This window comes from Kribbella sp. NPDC002412 (assembly GCF_053592935.1).
This window is the reverse complement of record NZ_JBSFBL010000018.1, coordinates 1-15,678: the sequence shown is the minus strand read 5'-3', so window position 1 is coordinate 15,678 and position 15,678 is coordinate 1. Positions and strand designations below refer to the sequence as shown.

The following is a 15,678-nucleotide window of genomic DNA, read 5'->3' as shown; positions in this document are numbered from 1 at the left end:
GGTAGGCCGGCGACCGGCCGTCCGACTTCGGTCAGACGACCCAGCTCCACGTCGAGAGCATGGGTAGTTGTGTCTAGATCAGACGGTGCTCGTACGCGTAGGCGGTCGCGGCAGCCCGCGATGGCACGCCGGTCTTGGCGAAGATGTTGCTGACATGGCGAGCGACTGTCTTCTCGGCCAGGCCGAGCTCGCGAGCGATAGCGCGATTCGTCCTGCCGGTGGCCAGCAGGCGCAAGACCTCGGCCTCACGCGCGGTCAGGGCGCCGGCGACCCGGCCGACGAGATCGTCGAGCCGCTGGAGATCCGGCTGCGCACCCAACTCCTCGAAGGTGCTCCGCGCGCCGTCGATCTCCACTGCTGAGGTCTCCGAATCCCCGAGCTCAGCACAGGCCAAGCCGACCAGAACCCGAACGCGCGCCGTCTCGTACGGCGCAGCCAGCGACCGCCACGCCCCGACGGCCACCCGAAGCGTCCGCAACGCGGGGCCTGGCTCACCCTCGGCGAGTAGGACTGCGCCCTCGGCGGACGCACTCACCGCGCGCAGATAGGGCACGTCCATGGACTCGGCGATCTGCCGGAGTTCATTGGCGGATGCCCGCGCCGATGCCACCTCCCCCGCGGCCAGCATGGTCTCGACGTAGGCGGGCAGGATCCGCGCACGCGCAGGTGGCTCCAGGACCTCGTGGAGCGCGCGAGTCAGCACGCTGGTCGCGACGTCGACGCGACCTTGCGCCAGCCGCAGCAACGCCAGGCCGGGCTCGGGTGAGCGTCCGGCTTCACTCGCCTTGCGGTAGCTGTCCTCAGCGTCAGCATGCTCACCACGCAACCGCTGCAGCTCGCCCAACTGGTAGTAGGCCGAACCCAGCGTGTCCCAGCGGACCGCGCCGGAGAGCCGGTCGCAGGCGTCGCGAGCAGCTGCGACCGCGTCAGACCAGGCTCCGTCGAGCTGCATGAGCTCGCAGCGATGGACCAGGCAGTTGCCGCGGAAGGGAACCAGGTCGGGCTGGGACTCGCACCATCGACTCAGCGCCGCCGTCCATTCCCTGGCCCGCCGCAGGTCGAAGACCCCCGAGCAGCCGGCGATCACCGTGCAGTAGGCGATACCGGCGTACATCGGCGATGCCTCGCCTGAGGTGACGCCGGCCATGACCTCGTCCAACAGGGCCATCGCGGCCGGGACCTGCCCTTGCATCAGCAGCGACATGCCTTCGCCGAGCCGTGCCATGGTCACCAGATCGGGGTCGCCGCACCGACGGCCGGCCGCAACCCCTTCCGCGAAGGCAGGCTGCGCGTTCTCCGGATCGCCGGCCCACAGCTGGACGAAGGCGTTCCAGGTCAGCACCCACGCGTGCTCGGCGCCGTACCCCAAGCCCTCGAGTGCACGTCCGGCGCGAGCGAGCCATCCCATCGCAGGTGCGGTCTCACCTCGGAACAGCAGTCCGGCCCCGATCCGGACGGCGTACCGCACGGCCCGCTGCCGCTCGCCGGCTCGGGTGGCCTCGTGGTGAGCGCGCGTCCACAGCTGCGTAGCCTGCTCATCCTCCCCAGCCAGGTACGCGGCAAGCGCGAGCCGGTCGAGGTCGTCCAGCTCGAGTCCGCTGATCCCGGTCACCACCCCAGTGTCATCCTGTGGGGCCGCCCTCAGACAGCGACTGGCAGGTCCGCCAAGCGCCACTCGAGCATGCCCTCGGTCAGCCGAACGGCCCGGCGCCCCTCGGTGGTCAGCATGCGCACCGCCTCGTGCGCCATCACGCAGTACGCACCGCGGCAGTACGCCACGATGGTGGTGCCGGCCGGCAACGACGCAATCCGTTCCGCCAGCCGGTCGACCGGGATCGAGACAGCGCCGGGGATGTGGCCGGCGTCGTATTCCTCGACCGGCCGTACGTCGATCACCGTGACATCGCCCGCTTCCAAGCGCAGCAAGAGCTCGTCCCGGGTCAGCTCATCGATGTCGTCTGCACCCAGATACGCGGCCTTGGCGCGCTCGACCCCGGCGCTGTGCATCGCCGCGACGTTCCGAAGCTGTGACCAGAGCCCCGCCACGTCGGCGCCGGCCAGCCGGTAGTAGACCTTCGTGCCCTCTTTCCGGGTCGCCAGCAAGCCCGCGTGGCGCAGGATCTGCAGGTGGTTCGACGCTGTCGTGAGGCCGAGCCCGGCCCGGCCGGCCAGCAGCTCGACCGGCCGCTCCCCTTGCGCCAGCAGGTCCAGCAACTCCAGCCGCTTGGCGCTGGCCAGCGCCTTGCCGACCTTGGCGAACTCCTCGAACAGGTCCGCCTTGCGCGCCGGGTCACCCATTGACATTCCTCCAAAGATTCATGGAATAGTGTAGGAGTGGCTGCTGACCTCGGCAACATGGTCGTTCCGGTCGTCGACGACGGCCTGGGCAACTCGGCCTACCTGGTGGACCTGGGTGATCGACGGGCACTGGCGGTCGACCCGTCGCTCGATCTGCGGGCGCTGCGAGCCGAAGCGGAGCGGCGCGACCTCACGGTGGCCTTCGCCGCCGACACTCACCTCCACGCCGACTTTCTGTCCGGCGCGGTCCAACTTGGTGAGACCGAAGGTGCCAAGGTCCTGGCATCCGCGGCCGGAGGCCGGCTGTTCGACCACGCACGCCTGAGCGACGGAGACGAGGTCGATCTCGGCGGGCTGACCTTGCGTGCGCTGACCACGCCCGGCCACACCGGCGAGCACTTGGCCTACGAGTTGCTCGACGGCTCGAGCCGGCTCGGTGTGTTCACCGGCGGCTCGCTGATCGTCGGCGGCGCCGCCCGTACAGACCTCGCCGGCGCCGACCAGACCGAAGCACTCAGCTCGGCGCAGTACCGATCGTTGCGGCGGCTTGCCGAACTGCCCGACTCCACTCCGTTGTGGCCAACTCACGGCGCCGGATCCTTCTGCTCCGCGCCCGGCAGCGGCGAGCGGACCTCCACCGTCGGGCGGGAGAAGGCCACCAACCCGTTGCTGGCCGCGACCGACGAGGATGCGTTCGTCCGGCAACTCTTGGATGGGCTCGGCAGCTTCCCGCCGTACTTCCTGCGCCTCCCCGAAGAGAACCGCCGCGGCCCCAGCCTGTCCGCCGGCCTGGCAGTTCCGGGACTGGATGCGTCGAGGGTGGCCAAGCTGGCCCGGCTCGGCGCCGTGGTGATCGACGTGCGGCCGGTGCGGGACTTCGCTGCCGGGCACATCCCGGGAGCGCTGTCCATCCCGCTCCGGGCCCAGTTCGTCTCCTGGCTCGGCTGGTTGCTCGACTCGGCGACGCCGTACGTGATCGTCCGCCGCCCGGACCAGGACCTGACCGAGGTCGTCTGGCAGGCCGTCAAGATCGGGTACGACGTACCGGTCGGAGAGCTCGCCGGCGGTATGGCGGCGTGGGACGGACCCCCCACCCGGACGCCGCTGCTCACCGCGAGCGAGATCGGCGACCACCGTGTGCTCGACGTACGGCAGGACAACGAGTTCCACAACGGCCACATCCCAGGCGCCGTCCACGTCGAGCTCGGCAACCTGCCGGATCACGTAGCCGACCTTCCGACCGAGCCCATCGTGGTGATGTGCGGCCACGGGGAACGCGCGATGACCGCCGCGAGCATCCTGCGCCGTCACGGCCACGTCGGTGTCCAGGTCCTCGAGGGTGGCGTGGACGACTGGACAGCCGCCACCGGCAGACCGCTGGCATGACCACCCGGACCGGCCCACCGCGGCTGGGCCTGCGAGCCAACCTCGGCCAGTTCGTCGTGCTCGTCGCGGTCAACGCCCTGGTGGGCGGCATGCTCGGCCAGGAACGCGTGGTCCTGCCGCTGCTCGCCGAGCAGACCTTCCAGCTCACCGCCTACACCGGCGCGCTGACCTTCATCCTCGCCTTCGGCCTGGTCAAGGCCGTCACCAACTTCTTCGCGGGCACCTGGTCGGACCGCTTCGGCCGCAAACCCGTGCTCGTCGCCGGCTGGCTCGTCGGCATCCCCGTCCCGCTGCTGCTGATCTGGGCCCCGCACTGGGGCTGGGTGATCGCCGCCAACGTGCTGCTCGGCGTCAACCAGGGCCTCACCTGGTCCACGACCGTGATCATGAAGATCGACCTGGTCGGACCCGCTCGTCGTGGTCTCGCCATGGGCCTCAACGAGGCCGCCGGGTACGTCGCAGTCGCCGGAACCGCGATGGCCACCGGGTACCTCGCCGCCGCGCACGGTCTGCGGCCGGCGCCGTTCCTGCTCGGCGCCGCGTACGCGGCCCTCGGACTCGGGCTGTCGACCCTCGTCGTCCGCGAGACTCGCGGTCACGCACACCAGGAGGCAGGTACGACGCATCCCGGTCTCACCACCCGCGAGGTCTTCACCCGGACCAGCTTCACCGAACCCGCACTGTCCTCGGCATCCCAGGCGGGCCTGGTCAACAACCTCAACGACGGCCTGGCCTGGGGACTCTTCCCGATCCTGTTCACCAGCCAGGGACTCGGTCTCGCCGCGGTAGGCCTCCTCGGCGCGCTCTACCCCGCGGTCTGGGGGTTCGCCCAGCTCGCGACCGGGACACTGTCGGACCGGATCGGGCGCAAGTGGCTGATCGCAGGCGGCATGTTCGTCCAGGCAGCCGCACTCGTCATGGTTGCTGTGAGCACCGAACTGTCGAGCTGGCTCGTCGCGGTGACGGCACTCGGGCTGGGTACGGCGGCCGTGTACCCGACCCTGCTCGCGGCCGTCGGGGACGTCGCGGAGCCGACCTGGCGTGCCCGCGCCGTCGGGGTCTACCGGCTGTGGCGCGACGGCGGCTTCGCTGTCGGCGCGCTCCTCGCGGGCGTGATCGCCGACCTCTGGGGCATACCCACGGCCATCTGGACCGTCGCCGCCATCACCGCCGCGTCCGGACTCGTCGTCGCCGCCCGGATGTACGAAACACATCCCAAGAGCTCGCGATGAGCCGGCCGGTGTCGTATTCGGCCTGCCGCCGATCGTCAGGTTCGTGAAAGGACCACAGCGAGAAGGGACATGACCATGTCAGCGACCGTGAACGCGCTCGACATCGCGGTGACCGACCTGACTGCCGCGATCGAGTTCTACCGTCGGCTCGGGCTGGAGTTCGTCCGGGACGAGCACTGGCCGAACGACCACGCCGGGTGCGACCTGCCGAACGGTTTGCACCTGATGCTCGATTCCGACGAGCTGCGCGGCAAGACCACCTCCGGCTGGAAGCCGACCGCCACGGGACGGACCTTCCTGACCTTCGAGCAGGAGTCACCGGCGGCGGTCGACGCCAAGTACGCCGAGCTCGTCGCCGGCGGCGTCACCGGACTGCAGGAGCCGTACGACGCGCCGTGGGGCATGCGGTACGCGACCGTGGCCGACCCGTCCGGGAACGGCGTCGACCTGTTCGCCAGTCTCCCCGCGGGTGACGCAGACTCAGCACAGGAGGTGGTGCAGTGAAGTACGTGCTCATGTTCGTCGACACCCCGGAGTTCGCCCAGGAGCTCGAGGCGATGAGCCCGGCTGAGCTGGAGCAGGCCTATCAGAAGGTGTACCAGTGGTTCGCCGATCACGCGCCGAAGATCACCAACCGCGGCGCGAAGCTGCAGGGCGCGGCGTCGGCCACCACGGTTCGGCTCGACGGCGCCGAACCGGTGACCACCGACGGCCCGTTCATGGAAGGCAAGGAGGTCATCTCCGGCTTCGTCGAGGTCGACGTCGCCGACCTCGACGAGGCGCTGCGGATCGTGAAGACCTGGCCGGGCTGCCCGGTCGTCGAGATCCGCCCAGTGGAGTCATGACCGAAGTCCACGCCGCCGACGAGCTGGCCCGCGTCGTACGCGAGCACGCGGGCCGGCTCGGCGCATCGCTGATGTCGCTGCTCGGCGACTTCTCCGCTGCCGAGGACCTGGTCCAGGACGCGGTCGAGACCGCGCTCCGACGCTGGCCGGACGAAGGCATCCCGGACCGGCCGGACGCCTGGCTGTTCACGGTCGCCAAGCGGCGCGGGCTCGACGTACTGCGCCGTCAGGAGAACTACCGCACCAAGCTCAGCCACCTGCAGTGGCCGGTCCGGCCGGAACCCGACGACCGGCTTCGGCTCATCTTCACCTGCTGCCACCCAGCACTGCCGCGGGAAGCTCAGATCGCCCTGACCCTCCGCGTCGTCTGCGGACTGACCACCGCTCAGATCGCCGCGGCATTCCTCGTCGGCGAGACGACGGTCGCCCAGCGCATCACCCGCGCCAAACGCAAGATCGCCGACGCCGGCATCCCGTACCGGATCCCCCGCGACGAGGAGCTCCCCGAACGACTGAACGAAGTACTCACCGTCATCTACCTGCTGTTCAACGAGGGGTACTTGTCCAGCACCGGCGACCGCGCGCACTCCCGCGACCTGGTCGACGACGCCGAATGGCTGACCGCGCTGCTGGCCGGCCTGCTCCCCAACGAACCCGAAGTCACCGGACTCCTGACCCTCATCCGACTGCATCGCGCCCGCGTCGCCGCACGGTTCACCACCGACGGACAGCTCGTCCTCCTCCAAGACCAGGACCGCGCACTGTGGAACCACGAGGCCATCGCCAACGCAACGGCCTTGCTCACCCGTACGGCGCGCCGCCACCACTCCCCCGGCCCGTACCAACTCCAGGCCGCCATCGCCGCCTGCCACTGCGACGCCCCCACCTGGGCCGACACCGACTGGAAGCAGATCCTCGTCCTCTACGACATGCTTCTCCACCTCCAACCGACCCCCATCACCCGCCTCCACCGCGCCGTCGCCATCAGGTACGTCCACGGACCACGAGCCGCCCTCACCGAGCTCGACGACCTCGACACCGCGCTCGACAACTACCCGCTGTACCACGCAATCCGCGGCGAACTACTCCGAGCCGACGGAAGATCCACAGAAGCCCACGAAGCCGACCGCCGAGCCCTCGAACTCACCAGCAACCCGGCGCAACTCCACCTCCTGCACTCCCGTCACACCAACCTGTGACCCGACCGGCCCACCGCGAGGTCAGGTTGTGCCCAGCGCGAGGACGACCGCGGTGACCGCGGCGGCGACGCAGGCACTTGCGGCCCACGCTGCCTGGCGTGGGATCACGCCGTACTCGCGGTGGACCGCTTTGTCAGCTGCCAGCTGTCCGCCGCGGCGCCGGGCGATCCAGATCGCCACCGCGACCAGCAGGCCGCCGGCAGCGAGCAGCGCGATCGCGGCAGCCAACTCACCGGGGAACCACTCGTTGACCGCGATCGGCAGGAACTGCACGGCACCCCAGCCGCCGAGGGCGAGCACCAGCAGATCCCGGGCCAGTACCGCGAGTGAGACCAGCGCGGCCGCCGTTGCCAGAGCCAGCACGATCCCGCCATCGGCAGGCATCGTCATTCCCGCGCCGACGATCAAGCCGATCCCGCCGAACAGCAATGCGGCCGAGCGCGGCCGTACCACGCCACCCCAGCCGAGCAGGAACCAGATCGCGCCTACGCCCCACACGGCCAGTCCAGGCAACTCGGCCTCGGCAGCGTGAAGCTGTGCGGCCGCGGCGCCTGCAAAGCCGGCCAGCCCCACGACCAGGGCCGCCTGCTGCAGGCTCGTGGGCAACCGCCACCACAGCACCGAGGCAAGAGCCGCCGAGCCCGCGAAGACCAGCAGTGCAAGGTCTTCGTCGTACCACTCGAGCACCTCGCGGCCGAGCAGGCCAAGGAAGCCGGCGGTGGTCACTGTGGCGCCGAGCCACAGGACAGCATGCATCCGCAGACCAGCCGGGCCCAGCCGCTTCGGTACGGCGAACCCAGCCAGCAACAGCGTCACGGCTGCCGCACCGACAACGATCAGGTGACCAGCGGTCGACAGGTCGTTCCAGTACTGCGAAGCCAGGAGCAGCGAGGCCACCACGATCAGCGCGCTGCCGAGGTATCCGAGCGCTTCGATCGCCAGTGAGGTCTGGCGCTGTCGTTCCACACCCGCAGGCATGGAGGGCGGATGTGCCGCGACATCGGCCAGCATCCGTGCGGCTTGTGCGGGTGTGATCACACCCGCCGCGACCCAGCGATCGAGCAGGGCCGGCAACTCGGCCGGGCCGACGGGCACCTCGTCCCTCATAGCACAACCATCGCTTCGTCCGGTGCGCTCGCCCAGAGTCCAAGGTCACTCAGCGCCGGGCACCTCAGCGTGGCCACCACGCCGGCCGGGTCGCGCGGAGCCGTAGACGATGACGGCTCGCGCTGCCCCGGAGATCGCTGGGGTCCGCTCAGTACAGCGGTGCGACGGGCGCGGTCCACGACCTGTTCCGGTCGAGCAGCTCTTCCCGCTCGGCGACCGCTACGTGATGCGGCACGATCGCGACCGGGCAGGTCACATCGGCGACGGACCGGCGCGTGACCGGATCCGCGATTGTCAGCAGACCGGAGTGGGAGCCGACGACGACCAGGCCGACCTCCTGGCTTTCGTGCACGAGCGCCGCCACCGCATCCCTGGCGGTCAGGAACCTGGTCACCCGAACCCGCGGATACGCGGCCGTCCACACCGCAAGCGCGTCGGTCAGCATCTGGTCGGCCCGGCGGATCCATGCTCCGTCGCCGTCCGTGCGGCGGGCGCTGTGAACGACGATCAGGTCACCCTCGCGGCCGGCCGCGGCGCGGAACGCGAACTCCAGTGCCTCGTCCGACAGCGGCGTACCATCGAGGCCCACGGCAACCTTTCGGTCGTCGATCGAGGGCTTCCAGAACGACGGTACGACGACGACCGGGCATCCGGTTCGGCCGGCCAGGAACAGATTCCCCTGGGCCGCCACCAACCGCTGCGGACCGCGGATTGCTCGCCGGCCGACGACCAGCATCCGCGCGTGCCGGGCGACCGCGGGCAGGACCCGCTGCCGCGATCCTTCCTTCGACACGGCGTTCAACTGCACCCAGTTGCCGTAACGGTGACGAATGTGCGCGACCGCCGTCCGCAGCGCCGCGTCGGCCAGGTCCTCGGGCGAGGCCGATTGGAGCTCCGGCGCCATCGGCCTGGATGCGGCGGGGTACGGCGCTGCCAGGATCAACTCGGCGCCGGACCGAAGTGCCTCCATGCAGGCGTAGTCGACGATGCGCAGGTCGTCGTGGCTGCCGTCGATCTCCACCGCCACCGGACCCGTGCGCGCCCAAGTATTCATGTCGTCCCTCCGCTTCCCGTCAGCTCGACCCTCGCGGACCGGCAGATTCACCGGCAGAGCCGCCCTGCCTCACGGACCTAGCCGGACGCCACGCCCTCGCGGGACCTTCGGCCCTGACGGTGCGGGCCTCATCGGGAGACAGTCGACGTACCAAGTCATTCCGAGGAGGAACGATGTCGTCACAGGCCGCCCCGATCGTCGCCGGCTACGACGGTTCGCCCGCCGCCCGGGCCGCGTTGCACTGGGCCGCCGCCGAGGCCGACCGGCTCGACAGCCCGCTGCGCGTCGTCGAGGTCTTCGAACTGATCGTCGCGCTTCGCCCCACGCCCGGAACCGTCGTCCCACTCGAGGCGCTGCGGACGGCGCGCGAACACGGCCTCAGTGCGCTGGCCGACGCGCTGCGAGCTCAGCACCCCGACCTCCGGGTGGAGACCCTGCTGGTCGAGGGCACTCCCGCCGAGGTCCTCGTCGAGGAGACCGCACACGCCCGGATGCTCGTCCTCGGCTCCCGCGGCCTCGGTGGTTGGAGCGGGCTGCTGCTCGGATCGGTCGCCGTACAGGTCAGCGCGCACGCGCAGTGCCCCGTCGTCGTCGTACCACCCGATCTGCGGCCCCGCGCGCACGAGAAGCTGACCGTCGTCGTCGGCGTCGACGGCTCCAAGGACTCCGCAAAAGCCATCGATTTCGCCTTTGACCAGGCCGAGGCGATCGGGGCCACGGTCGTCGCCGTCAACGCCTGGTCCAGCCCGTTCCTGACCTACGTGGACGGGCACTCGATCCTGCAGTTCGACGACGGTGACGTGCAGGAGTCTGCCCGTCTCCTCGTCGCGGAGTCGGTCGCCGGCGCCCGCCAGGATCACCCGGACGTGGAGTGTGAGACCCGGCTGACGAACGGCCATCCGGCGCAGGCGATCCTGCTCGCGGCCGAGTCCGCCCAGCTCGCCGTGGTCGGGTCCCGAGGCCGGGGCGGCTTCGCCGGCCTCGTCCTCGGCTCGGTCAGCCAGGGCGTCCTGCATCACGCCCACTGCCCGGTCGCCATCGTCCGCTGAGGTGGCTCGACGATGTCCACCAAGCCTCAGCCACCCCTCATCGTCGGAATCGACGGGTCCCGCGACGGGCTGATCGCCCTCGCTTGGGCGGTCCGGCACGCCCGGAGACGTGGGCTGGCACTCCGTGCCGTCCATGTCGTCGACGACGACCGCCCGGCGCCGGACGCGCCACCGGCCGGCCACGACGACGGCTCCGACGAGCTCGAAGACACCGCCTGCGAGCTGGCTCGGCTCGGTTTCCCGGACGCCACCGCCGAAGTGCAGCATGGTCATCCGGCCAAGACACTGCTCGAACTCGCGAGCGAGTCCGGCAGCACACTGGTGATCGGCCGGCGCGGCCTGGGTGGTTTCGCCGAGCTGGTCCTCGGCTCGACGTCGCAACTCTGCGCAGCGCTGTCGACCGGAACGCTGGTCGTCGTACCCGACGAGTGGAATCCCGAGGCGGCGCCGAAGGGCCGGGTCGTGGTCGGCGTCGACGGCTCGGTCGACTGTCAGGCCGCTCTGGGCTTCGCCTTCGAGACAGCGGGCATCGAGGGGGCCGAACTCGAGGCGGTGCACGCGGCCAACCTGCCGGAGAACTATCCGGCGACGGATCTGTGGCCCGACCCCGAGCAGCGGCCGTGGATCCCGCACGCCGAGGCCATCCTGTCCGGGTCTCTCGCCGGCTGGCCGGAGAAGTTCCGTGAGGTCGAGATCCGGACCCGCTGCACCGACGGGCATCCTGTCCAGGTGCTGGCCCTCGAGTCTGCCGAGGCGGATCTCGTGGTGGTCGGCGGCCGCGGCCGTACCCAGTTCACTCCGCTGCTGCTGGGATCGGTGGCCCGCGGCTTGCTGCACCACAGCAAATGCCCGGTGGCTGTTGTCCATCACGAGAGTCGCGTGGCCGGATGAGCATCGACGTCTCGGTGCCCCAGGGCCTTACCGATGCCGAGGCCGCACGGGCGCTGGCCGGCCACGGGCCCAACGCCATCGCCGAGCCCAAGCCTGTCCCGGTCCGCCGCCGGGTACTGGCGCAGCTGCGCGATCCGATGATCCTGCTGCTGATCGCTGCGGCGGTGCTCACTGCGAGTCTGCATGACCTGACCGATCTTGCGGTCATCCTTGCGGTGATCGTGCTCAACACCACGGTCGGTGTGATGCAGGAACTCCGAGCCGAGCGTGCGCTCGCCACCCTGCACCGGCTCGCCGCGCCGCATGCGACGGTGGTCCGCTCCGGGCGAACCAGTGTGATTCCGGCGGCAGATCTCGTTCCGGGTGACCTGGTCGTCCTGGACGCCGGCGACATCGTGCCTGCCGACCTGACGCTGTCCAGCGCTGTCCGGCTGCAGGCCGACGAGTCCGCACTGACCGGCGAGTCCGTCCCGGTCGAGAAGAACCCCGGCAGCGAGGTGTTCGCCGGCACGGTCATCACCAGGGGCCGCGGCTCGGGCACGGTCGCCCGAACCGGGCCGGACAGCGCACTGGGCAAGATCGCCGGTCTCCTCGCCACCGAGCAACCGCGGCCGACTCCCCTGCAGAACCGCCTCACCGCGCTCAGCCGGATCCTCAGCCTGATCGCGTTGCTCCTGTCCGGCGTCGTCGCCCTCGCCGGGCTGCTCAGAGGACTTCCGCCGGCCGACATGGTCGTGACCGCGGTCAGCCTCACGGTCGCCGCGGTCCCGGAGTCACTGCCCGCAGTGGTCACCCTGGCCCTGGCGATCGGCGCACACCGCATGGCCCGCCGCTCTGCCATCGTCCGGCGGTTGCCCGCCGTCGAGACCCTCGGATCGGTCACCATGGTTGCCGCCGACAAGACCGGCACGCTGACCGAAGGCGTCATGCTGGCTGAGCGGCTGTGGACCGAGCAGGGCGACTTCATCGCCAGCGGCAACGGTTACGCACCGGAAGGCGAGCTGTCGCCACAGGGTGAGTTCCCCCCGCCGGCCAGGCTGCTCCGCGACGTTGCCCTCTGCAACGACGCCGATCTGCGCGCACCGGAGGAAGACCAGCCTGACTGGCTTCCGATGGGCGATCCGACCGAGGCCGCACTGCTCACCCTCGCGCATCGAGGTGGCAGCGACCCGGCCCTGCTGCGCGCAGCATTCCCACGGATCGCGGAGATCCCGTTCGACAGCACCCGGAAGCGGATGACGACCTTCCACCGGCTGCCGGACGGCGCCGGCGTGCTTGCCGTCGGCAAGGGCGCACCCGAGGTCATGCTCGATCCCACGGTCACGACGTACGGCGAGCTGGCGGCGGCCCGCGCTGTCGCCGTGGAGCTCGCGTCCGCCGGCTATCGCGTTCTGGCAGTCGCGGACCGGGTGCTGCCAGTGGGCTCCGAGCGATCCGAGAACGGGCTGCGGCTCGCCGGTCTGGTCGCGATCACCGACCCCGTTCGCCACAACGCCGCCGAGGTGGTCGAATCCTTCGGCCACGCCGGAGTCGGAGTACTGCTGATCACCGGCGACGCCCCCGGGACAGCCCAGGCGGTGGCCGGCCGGATCGGCCTGCACACCGACGAGGTGGTCACCGGCGCCGACATCGACGCCGGCGCGGACCCGGCCGGCGGCCGGGTGTATGCCCGGATCCGCCCGGAGCAGAAGCTCGACATCGTCCGCGCCTGGCAGGACGCCGGCCATGTCGTCGCGATGACCGGCGACGGCGTCAACGACGCACCCGCTCTGCGGCGCGCCGACATCGGCGTCGCCATGGGCAAGGAAGGCACCGAGGTGGCCCGGCAGGCGGCCGACCTGATCCTGACCGACGACGACCTCGGCACGGTCGCGGCCGCGATCGAGGAGGGCCGGCGGATCTACGCCAACGTACGGACCTTCCTGCGGTACGCGCTCAGTGGCGGGCTCGCCGAAGTACTCGTGATGCTGATCGGTCCGCTGCTCGGGCTGACCACGCCCCTGGTGCCGGCGCAGATCCTCTGGATCAATCTGCTCACCCACGGACTGCCCGGGGTCGCGATCGGAGCGGAACCCGCCGACCCACGGGCGATGCGCCGTGGGCCGCGCTCTCCGGACGAACAGGTCCTGGGCTCCGGCCTGTGGCAGCGCATCGCCTGGACCGGAACCCTGATCGCAGCCGTCACGCTCGCCGGCGCGCTCTGGGCCCGGTCGACCGGTGCTCCCTGGCAAGCCATGACATACCTCATCCTCGGACTGGCCCAGCTCGGAGTCGCGATCGCGCTGCGCCGGCCCCGCCCCCGCGGCGAACCCCGGCTGCGCTTCCTCGACATCGCCGTCGCCGGCGCGCTGGTCGCTCAGGTCGTCCCACTGTTGCTGCCGCCCCTGCGCGACCTGCTGAGTCTGCAACCGCTGTCACTGACCCAGTTCGCGGCAGCCCTCGCCTTCGCGGCAGTGCCTGGCCTGGTGGTCGCCCTAGTCCGGCTCCGCCGCCCACGCGGCCTTGCGGGGACAGGTCCTTCGGCCCACCGGAACGGGACGTAACCGCTCTGCCCCGACACCTGCGATCCCGGTGTGCTGGCAAGAGGAGGAGGTCCATCATGAGTACGACGGCAACACAACCACAGCAACGGTGGTCGGCAGGACGGGTGATCGTCACCGTCATCGGCATCGTGGTCGCGCTGATGTCCGCCTTCGGGCTGATCATCGGCGGGACGATGCTCTGGCTCGACCAAACCCAGCGCGACAACGCCGGCTACCTGACGTCCGACACGGTGTCGATCCAGACCGCCGGCTACGCCCTCGTCAGCGAGGACATGACGATCGAGGCCACCCCGGGCGTGCCGCGTCGTCTGCTCGGCGATGCACGCCTACGGGTCGAGGCTGCTGACGGCAGTCCGGTGTTCGTCGGCATCGCCCGGTCGAGCGACGTCCACAGGTATCTCCAAGGAGTCGATTACTCGACCGTGCGATCGTGGTACGGCTCGGACCGGGACCAGTACGTCGATCACGCCGGCACCGCACCGTCGGCGGCGCCGACCGAGCTGTCGATCTGGCGAGTCCAAGCCGACGGAACCGGGACGCAGTCGATCACCTGGCCGGTCGAGAGCGGCAACTGGACGATCGTCGTCATGTCGTCCGACGCGTCAGCCGGCGTCGACGTCCGGCTGGACCTCGGTGCCACGGTACCGGCGCTCGACTGGCTGTCGATCGTCGTACTCGTCAGCGCCGGCGCCTTCTTCGTACTCGGCGTGGTCGCCACTATTCTGGCAGTGCCGCGCGCCGGCCGGCAGGTCGAGTGATCCACATGGACAGTACGAAGGACCAGGTGCCGAGGCCGTTGCAGGCCGGGCCTGAGATGGCGGCGCTCGCGCGCTTCCACCGCGACGTGACGTGGACCGGGACGATCCGGCCGGAGGTCTTCGGTCCTGGCAGCCCGGAGCTGACAGCCACCGGCGAGGGTGTGCACCACCTCATCCAGGACGGCCTGTGGATCGTCGGCGACTACTGGCAGGACCAGTTCCTTGCCGACGGCACCTTCGTCGCCCGGTGGCAGCTGCACTGGGTGGCCGGATGGGATCCGCGAGCACAGGAGTACCGCGCCACTGTGGCCGACAACAACGGCCACGCCGAGGTCCTCCGCGGACGGATCGACGGCGACCTGCTCACGTTCGAGTCGATCGGGCGCCCGCCGGTCCGGATCCGGATGTTCTGGCACCTGGTCGACGACACCGAGATGATCTGGCGCAACGAGGCCTCGATCGACGGCGGCCCGTTCCGGCTGGTCGAGCGCTACGTCTGCCGGACGAAGGTACCTGGTTAGCGGATACCGGCTACTCGCCACCACGCGTCCTGGTCAGGCGGCTCGGCCGTCGCCAGGACGCCGGGGTCGGCGAGCAGTTCGTCCCGACGCAGGCCAGGGATCACCTGGTAGTGGATCGAGTCCTTGACGGAGACCAGCTCGAGGACGCGCCAGAGCGCGCGGGCGTACGCGACCGCCCGCTCCGGCCCGTCCCATTCGTACAGACCGCGGTACGAACCGTGCTCGTCGTTCGCCAGCCACAGTTTGGAGACGAACCCGTCGAAGCCGACGAACAGCGGCGTGTTCAGCCAGGACTCCCAACGGAACGCGGTGTGTCCCCAGCCGCGCACACCTCGCAGCCGGAACGTGACCACGAGAACGCAGGGATCGGCAACTGGCCGCTCGACGATCGTCTCGCGGTAGACGCGGCCGTGCGATCCGTCGGCGAAGCTCAGCCGCCGTTGGAGGTTCTCGCGCGGCAGGTGGACTCGCCGTCGCGCCAGCAGCACAACGGTGGCCGCGACACATCGCGCGACCCGGACGAAGGCGGTGGCCCGGGGCAACGGACCTGGTTCGGCCATCACGCACCCCCTCAGGTGACTCGTGCGTACCAGCATGACGGCGCGTTCGCCGGCCGAGCAGGGACCAATGTCCCGGTCTTGGGGGCGTCTGGTCCCTGCCCGCCGGCCCGCGACCGGATGACGGTAGAGGTGGGAGGCTGATCGTGATGGCAATGACTTCACAGACTGAAGAGACCAACGCCGCGCTGGCCTGGCGCGCTGTCTACTGGGGCTTTCTTGCGTTGTTCGGCGTGGG

General features: G+C 70.3%; 15 protein-coding genes. 10 read left to right on the top strand and 5 right to left on the bottom strand.

Going from position 1 to position 15,678, the window contains the following annotated elements:
- Positions 1-73: 73 nt before the first annotated feature.
- Both ACWCOV_RS16645 and ACWCOV_RS16640 read right to left on the bottom strand, forming a co-directional pair.
- Positions 74-1,612 carry a LuxR C-terminal-related transcriptional regulator gene (locus tag ACWCOV_RS16645; protein WP_449830126.1) on the bottom strand — a complete coding sequence of 513 codons (1,539 nt, stop codon included), beginning with the start codon at positions 1,610-1,612 and terminating at the stop codon, positions 74-76.
- 29 nt (positions 1,613-1,641) lie between these two features.
- The gene (locus tag ACWCOV_RS16640) at positions 1,642-2,298 is read right to left on the bottom strand and encodes an ArsR/SmtB family transcription factor (protein ID WP_449830125.1); all 657 of its coding nucleotides are present in this window, start codon (positions 2,296-2,298) and stop codon (positions 1,642-1,644) included.
- Between the two features lie 36 nt (positions 2,299-2,334).
- Here ACWCOV_RS16640 and ACWCOV_RS16635 point away from each other — a divergent pair, with 36 nt between their 5' ends.
- The 5 genes from ACWCOV_RS16635 (at position 2,335) to ACWCOV_RS16615 (ending at position 6,960) form a co-directional block, all read left to right on the top strand.
- Complete coding sequence (locus ACWCOV_RS16635; protein WP_449830124.1) at positions 2,335-3,684, top strand: MBL fold metallo-hydrolase; 1,350 nt, start codon at positions 2,335-2,337, stop codon at positions 3,682-3,684.
- A complete protein-coding gene (locus tag ACWCOV_RS16630; protein ID WP_449830123.1) occupies positions 3,681-4,916 on the top strand; it encodes an MFS transporter in 1,236 nt (411 codons plus the stop codon). Before ACWCOV_RS16635 ends, ACWCOV_RS16630 begins: the two co-directional genes overlap by 4 nt.
- A 75-nt stretch (positions 4,917-4,991) precedes the next feature.
- Positions 4,992-5,420 carry a VOC family protein gene (locus ACWCOV_RS16625; protein ID WP_449830122.1) on the top strand — a complete coding sequence of 143 codons (429 nt, stop codon included), beginning with the start codon at positions 4,992-4,994 and terminating at the stop codon, positions 5,418-5,420.
- Entirely contained in the window at positions 5,417-5,761 is a 345-nt protein-coding gene (locus ACWCOV_RS16620; protein ID WP_449830121.1) for a YciI family protein, read from the top strand. The genes ACWCOV_RS16625 and ACWCOV_RS16620 overlap by 4 nt, the downstream gene beginning before the upstream one ends.
- Positions 5,758-6,960 (top strand): RNA polymerase sigma factor, encoded by a 1,203-nt coding sequence (locus ACWCOV_RS16615; protein WP_449830120.1) that lies wholly within the window; start codon positions 5,758-5,760, stop codon positions 6,958-6,960. Before ACWCOV_RS16620 ends, ACWCOV_RS16615 begins: the two co-directional genes overlap by 4 nt.
- A 21-nt stretch (positions 6,961-6,981) precedes the next feature.
- Here the strand turns inward: ACWCOV_RS16615 and ACWCOV_RS16610 are convergent, their stop codons facing one another.
- On the bottom strand, positions 6,982-8,067 hold the full coding sequence (locus ACWCOV_RS16610) for a DUF2157 domain-containing protein (RefSeq protein WP_449830119.1): 1,086 nt from the start codon (positions 8,065-8,067) through the stop codon (positions 6,982-6,984).
- 148 nt (positions 8,068-8,215) lie between these two features.
- Entirely contained in the window at positions 8,216-9,121 is a 906-nt protein-coding gene (locus ACWCOV_RS16605) for a universal stress protein (RefSeq protein WP_449830118.1), read from the bottom strand.
- A 173-nt stretch (positions 9,122-9,294) separates the two neighbouring features.
- Here ACWCOV_RS16605 and ACWCOV_RS16600 point away from each other — a divergent pair, with 173 nt between their 5' ends.
- Genes ACWCOV_RS16600 through ACWCOV_RS16580 form a run of 5 tightly spaced genes read left to right on the top strand, consistent with a single transcriptional unit; the run spans position 9,295 to position 14,883 of the window.
- Positions 9,295-10,170 carry a universal stress protein gene (locus tag ACWCOV_RS16600; protein WP_449830117.1) on the top strand — a complete coding sequence of 292 codons (876 nt, stop codon included), beginning with the start codon at positions 9,295-9,297 and terminating at the stop codon, positions 10,168-10,170.
- A gap of 12 nt (positions 10,171-10,182) precedes the next feature.
- Positions 10,183-11,061: a universal stress protein gene (locus ACWCOV_RS16595; protein WP_449830116.1), complete on the top strand. Its 879-nt coding sequence runs from the start codon at positions 10,183-10,185 to the stop codon at positions 11,059-11,061.
- Entirely contained in the window at positions 11,058-13,604 is a 2,547-nt protein-coding gene (locus ACWCOV_RS16590; RefSeq protein WP_449830115.1) for a cation-translocating P-type ATPase, read from the top strand. The genes ACWCOV_RS16595 and ACWCOV_RS16590 overlap by 4 nt, the downstream gene beginning before the upstream one ends.
- 56 nt (positions 13,605-13,660) lie before the next feature.
- On the top strand, positions 13,661-14,362 hold the full coding sequence (locus tag ACWCOV_RS16585; protein ID WP_449830114.1) for a hypothetical protein: 702 nt from the start codon (positions 13,661-13,663) through the stop codon (positions 14,360-14,362).
- A gap of 5 nt (positions 14,363-14,367) precedes the next feature.
- Entirely contained in the window at positions 14,368-14,883 is a 516-nt protein-coding gene (locus ACWCOV_RS16580) for a DUF1579 family protein (protein WP_449830113.1), read from the top strand.
- Here the strand turns inward: ACWCOV_RS16580 and ACWCOV_RS16575 are convergent.
- Complete coding sequence (locus ACWCOV_RS16575; protein WP_449830112.1) at positions 14,880-15,443, bottom strand: hypothetical protein; 564 nt, start codon at positions 15,441-15,443, stop codon at positions 14,880-14,882. The two genes, ACWCOV_RS16580 and ACWCOV_RS16575, sit on opposite strands and share 4 nt — an antisense overlap.
- Positions 15,444-15,678 lie beyond the last annotated feature (235 nt).

Bases quoted from the DNA above. Each gene is read 5' to 3' on its own strand.
- ACWCOV_RS16575 (WP_449830112.1), bottom strand. From the start codon at position 15,443: ATGGCCGAACCAGGTCCGTTGCCCCGGGCCACCGCCTTCGTCCGGGTC.
- ACWCOV_RS16605 (WP_449830118.1), bottom strand. From the start codon at position 9,121: ATGAATACTTGGGCGCGCACGGGTCCGGTGGCGGTGGAGATCGACGGC.
- ACWCOV_RS16590 (WP_449830115.1), top strand. From the start codon at position 11,058: ATGAGCATCGACGTCTCGGTGCCCCAGGGCCTTACCGATGCCGAGGCC.
- ACWCOV_RS16615 (WP_449830120.1), top strand. From the start codon at position 5,758: ATGACCGAAGTCCACGCCGCCGACGAGCTGGCCCGCGTCGTACGCGAG.
- ACWCOV_RS16600 (WP_449830117.1), top strand. From the start codon at position 9,295: ATGTCGTCACAGGCCGCCCCGATCGTCGCCGGCTACGACGGTTCGCCC.
- ACWCOV_RS16640 (WP_449830125.1), bottom strand. From the start codon at position 2,298: ATGGGTGACCCGGCGCGCAAGGCGGACCTGTTCGAGGAGTTCGCCAAG.
- ACWCOV_RS16625 (WP_449830122.1), top strand. From the start codon at position 4,992: ATGTCAGCGACCGTGAACGCGCTCGACATCGCGGTGACCGACCTGACT.
- ACWCOV_RS16585 (WP_449830114.1), top strand. From the start codon at position 13,661: ATGAGTACGACGGCAACACAACCACAGCAACGGTGGTCGGCAGGACGG.
- ACWCOV_RS16595 (WP_449830116.1), top strand. From the start codon at position 10,183: ATGTCCACCAAGCCTCAGCCACCCCTCATCGTCGGAATCGACGGGTCC.
- ACWCOV_RS16580 (WP_449830113.1), top strand. From the start codon at position 14,368: ATGGACAGTACGAAGGACCAGGTGCCGAGGCCGTTGCAGGCCGGGCCT.
- ACWCOV_RS16610 (WP_449830119.1), bottom strand. From the start codon at position 8,067: ATGAGGGACGAGGTGCCCGTCGGCCCGGCCGAGTTGCCGGCCCTGCTC.
- ACWCOV_RS16630 (WP_449830123.1), top strand. From the start codon at position 3,681: ATGACCACCCGGACCGGCCCACCGCGGCTGGGCCTGCGAGCCAACCTC.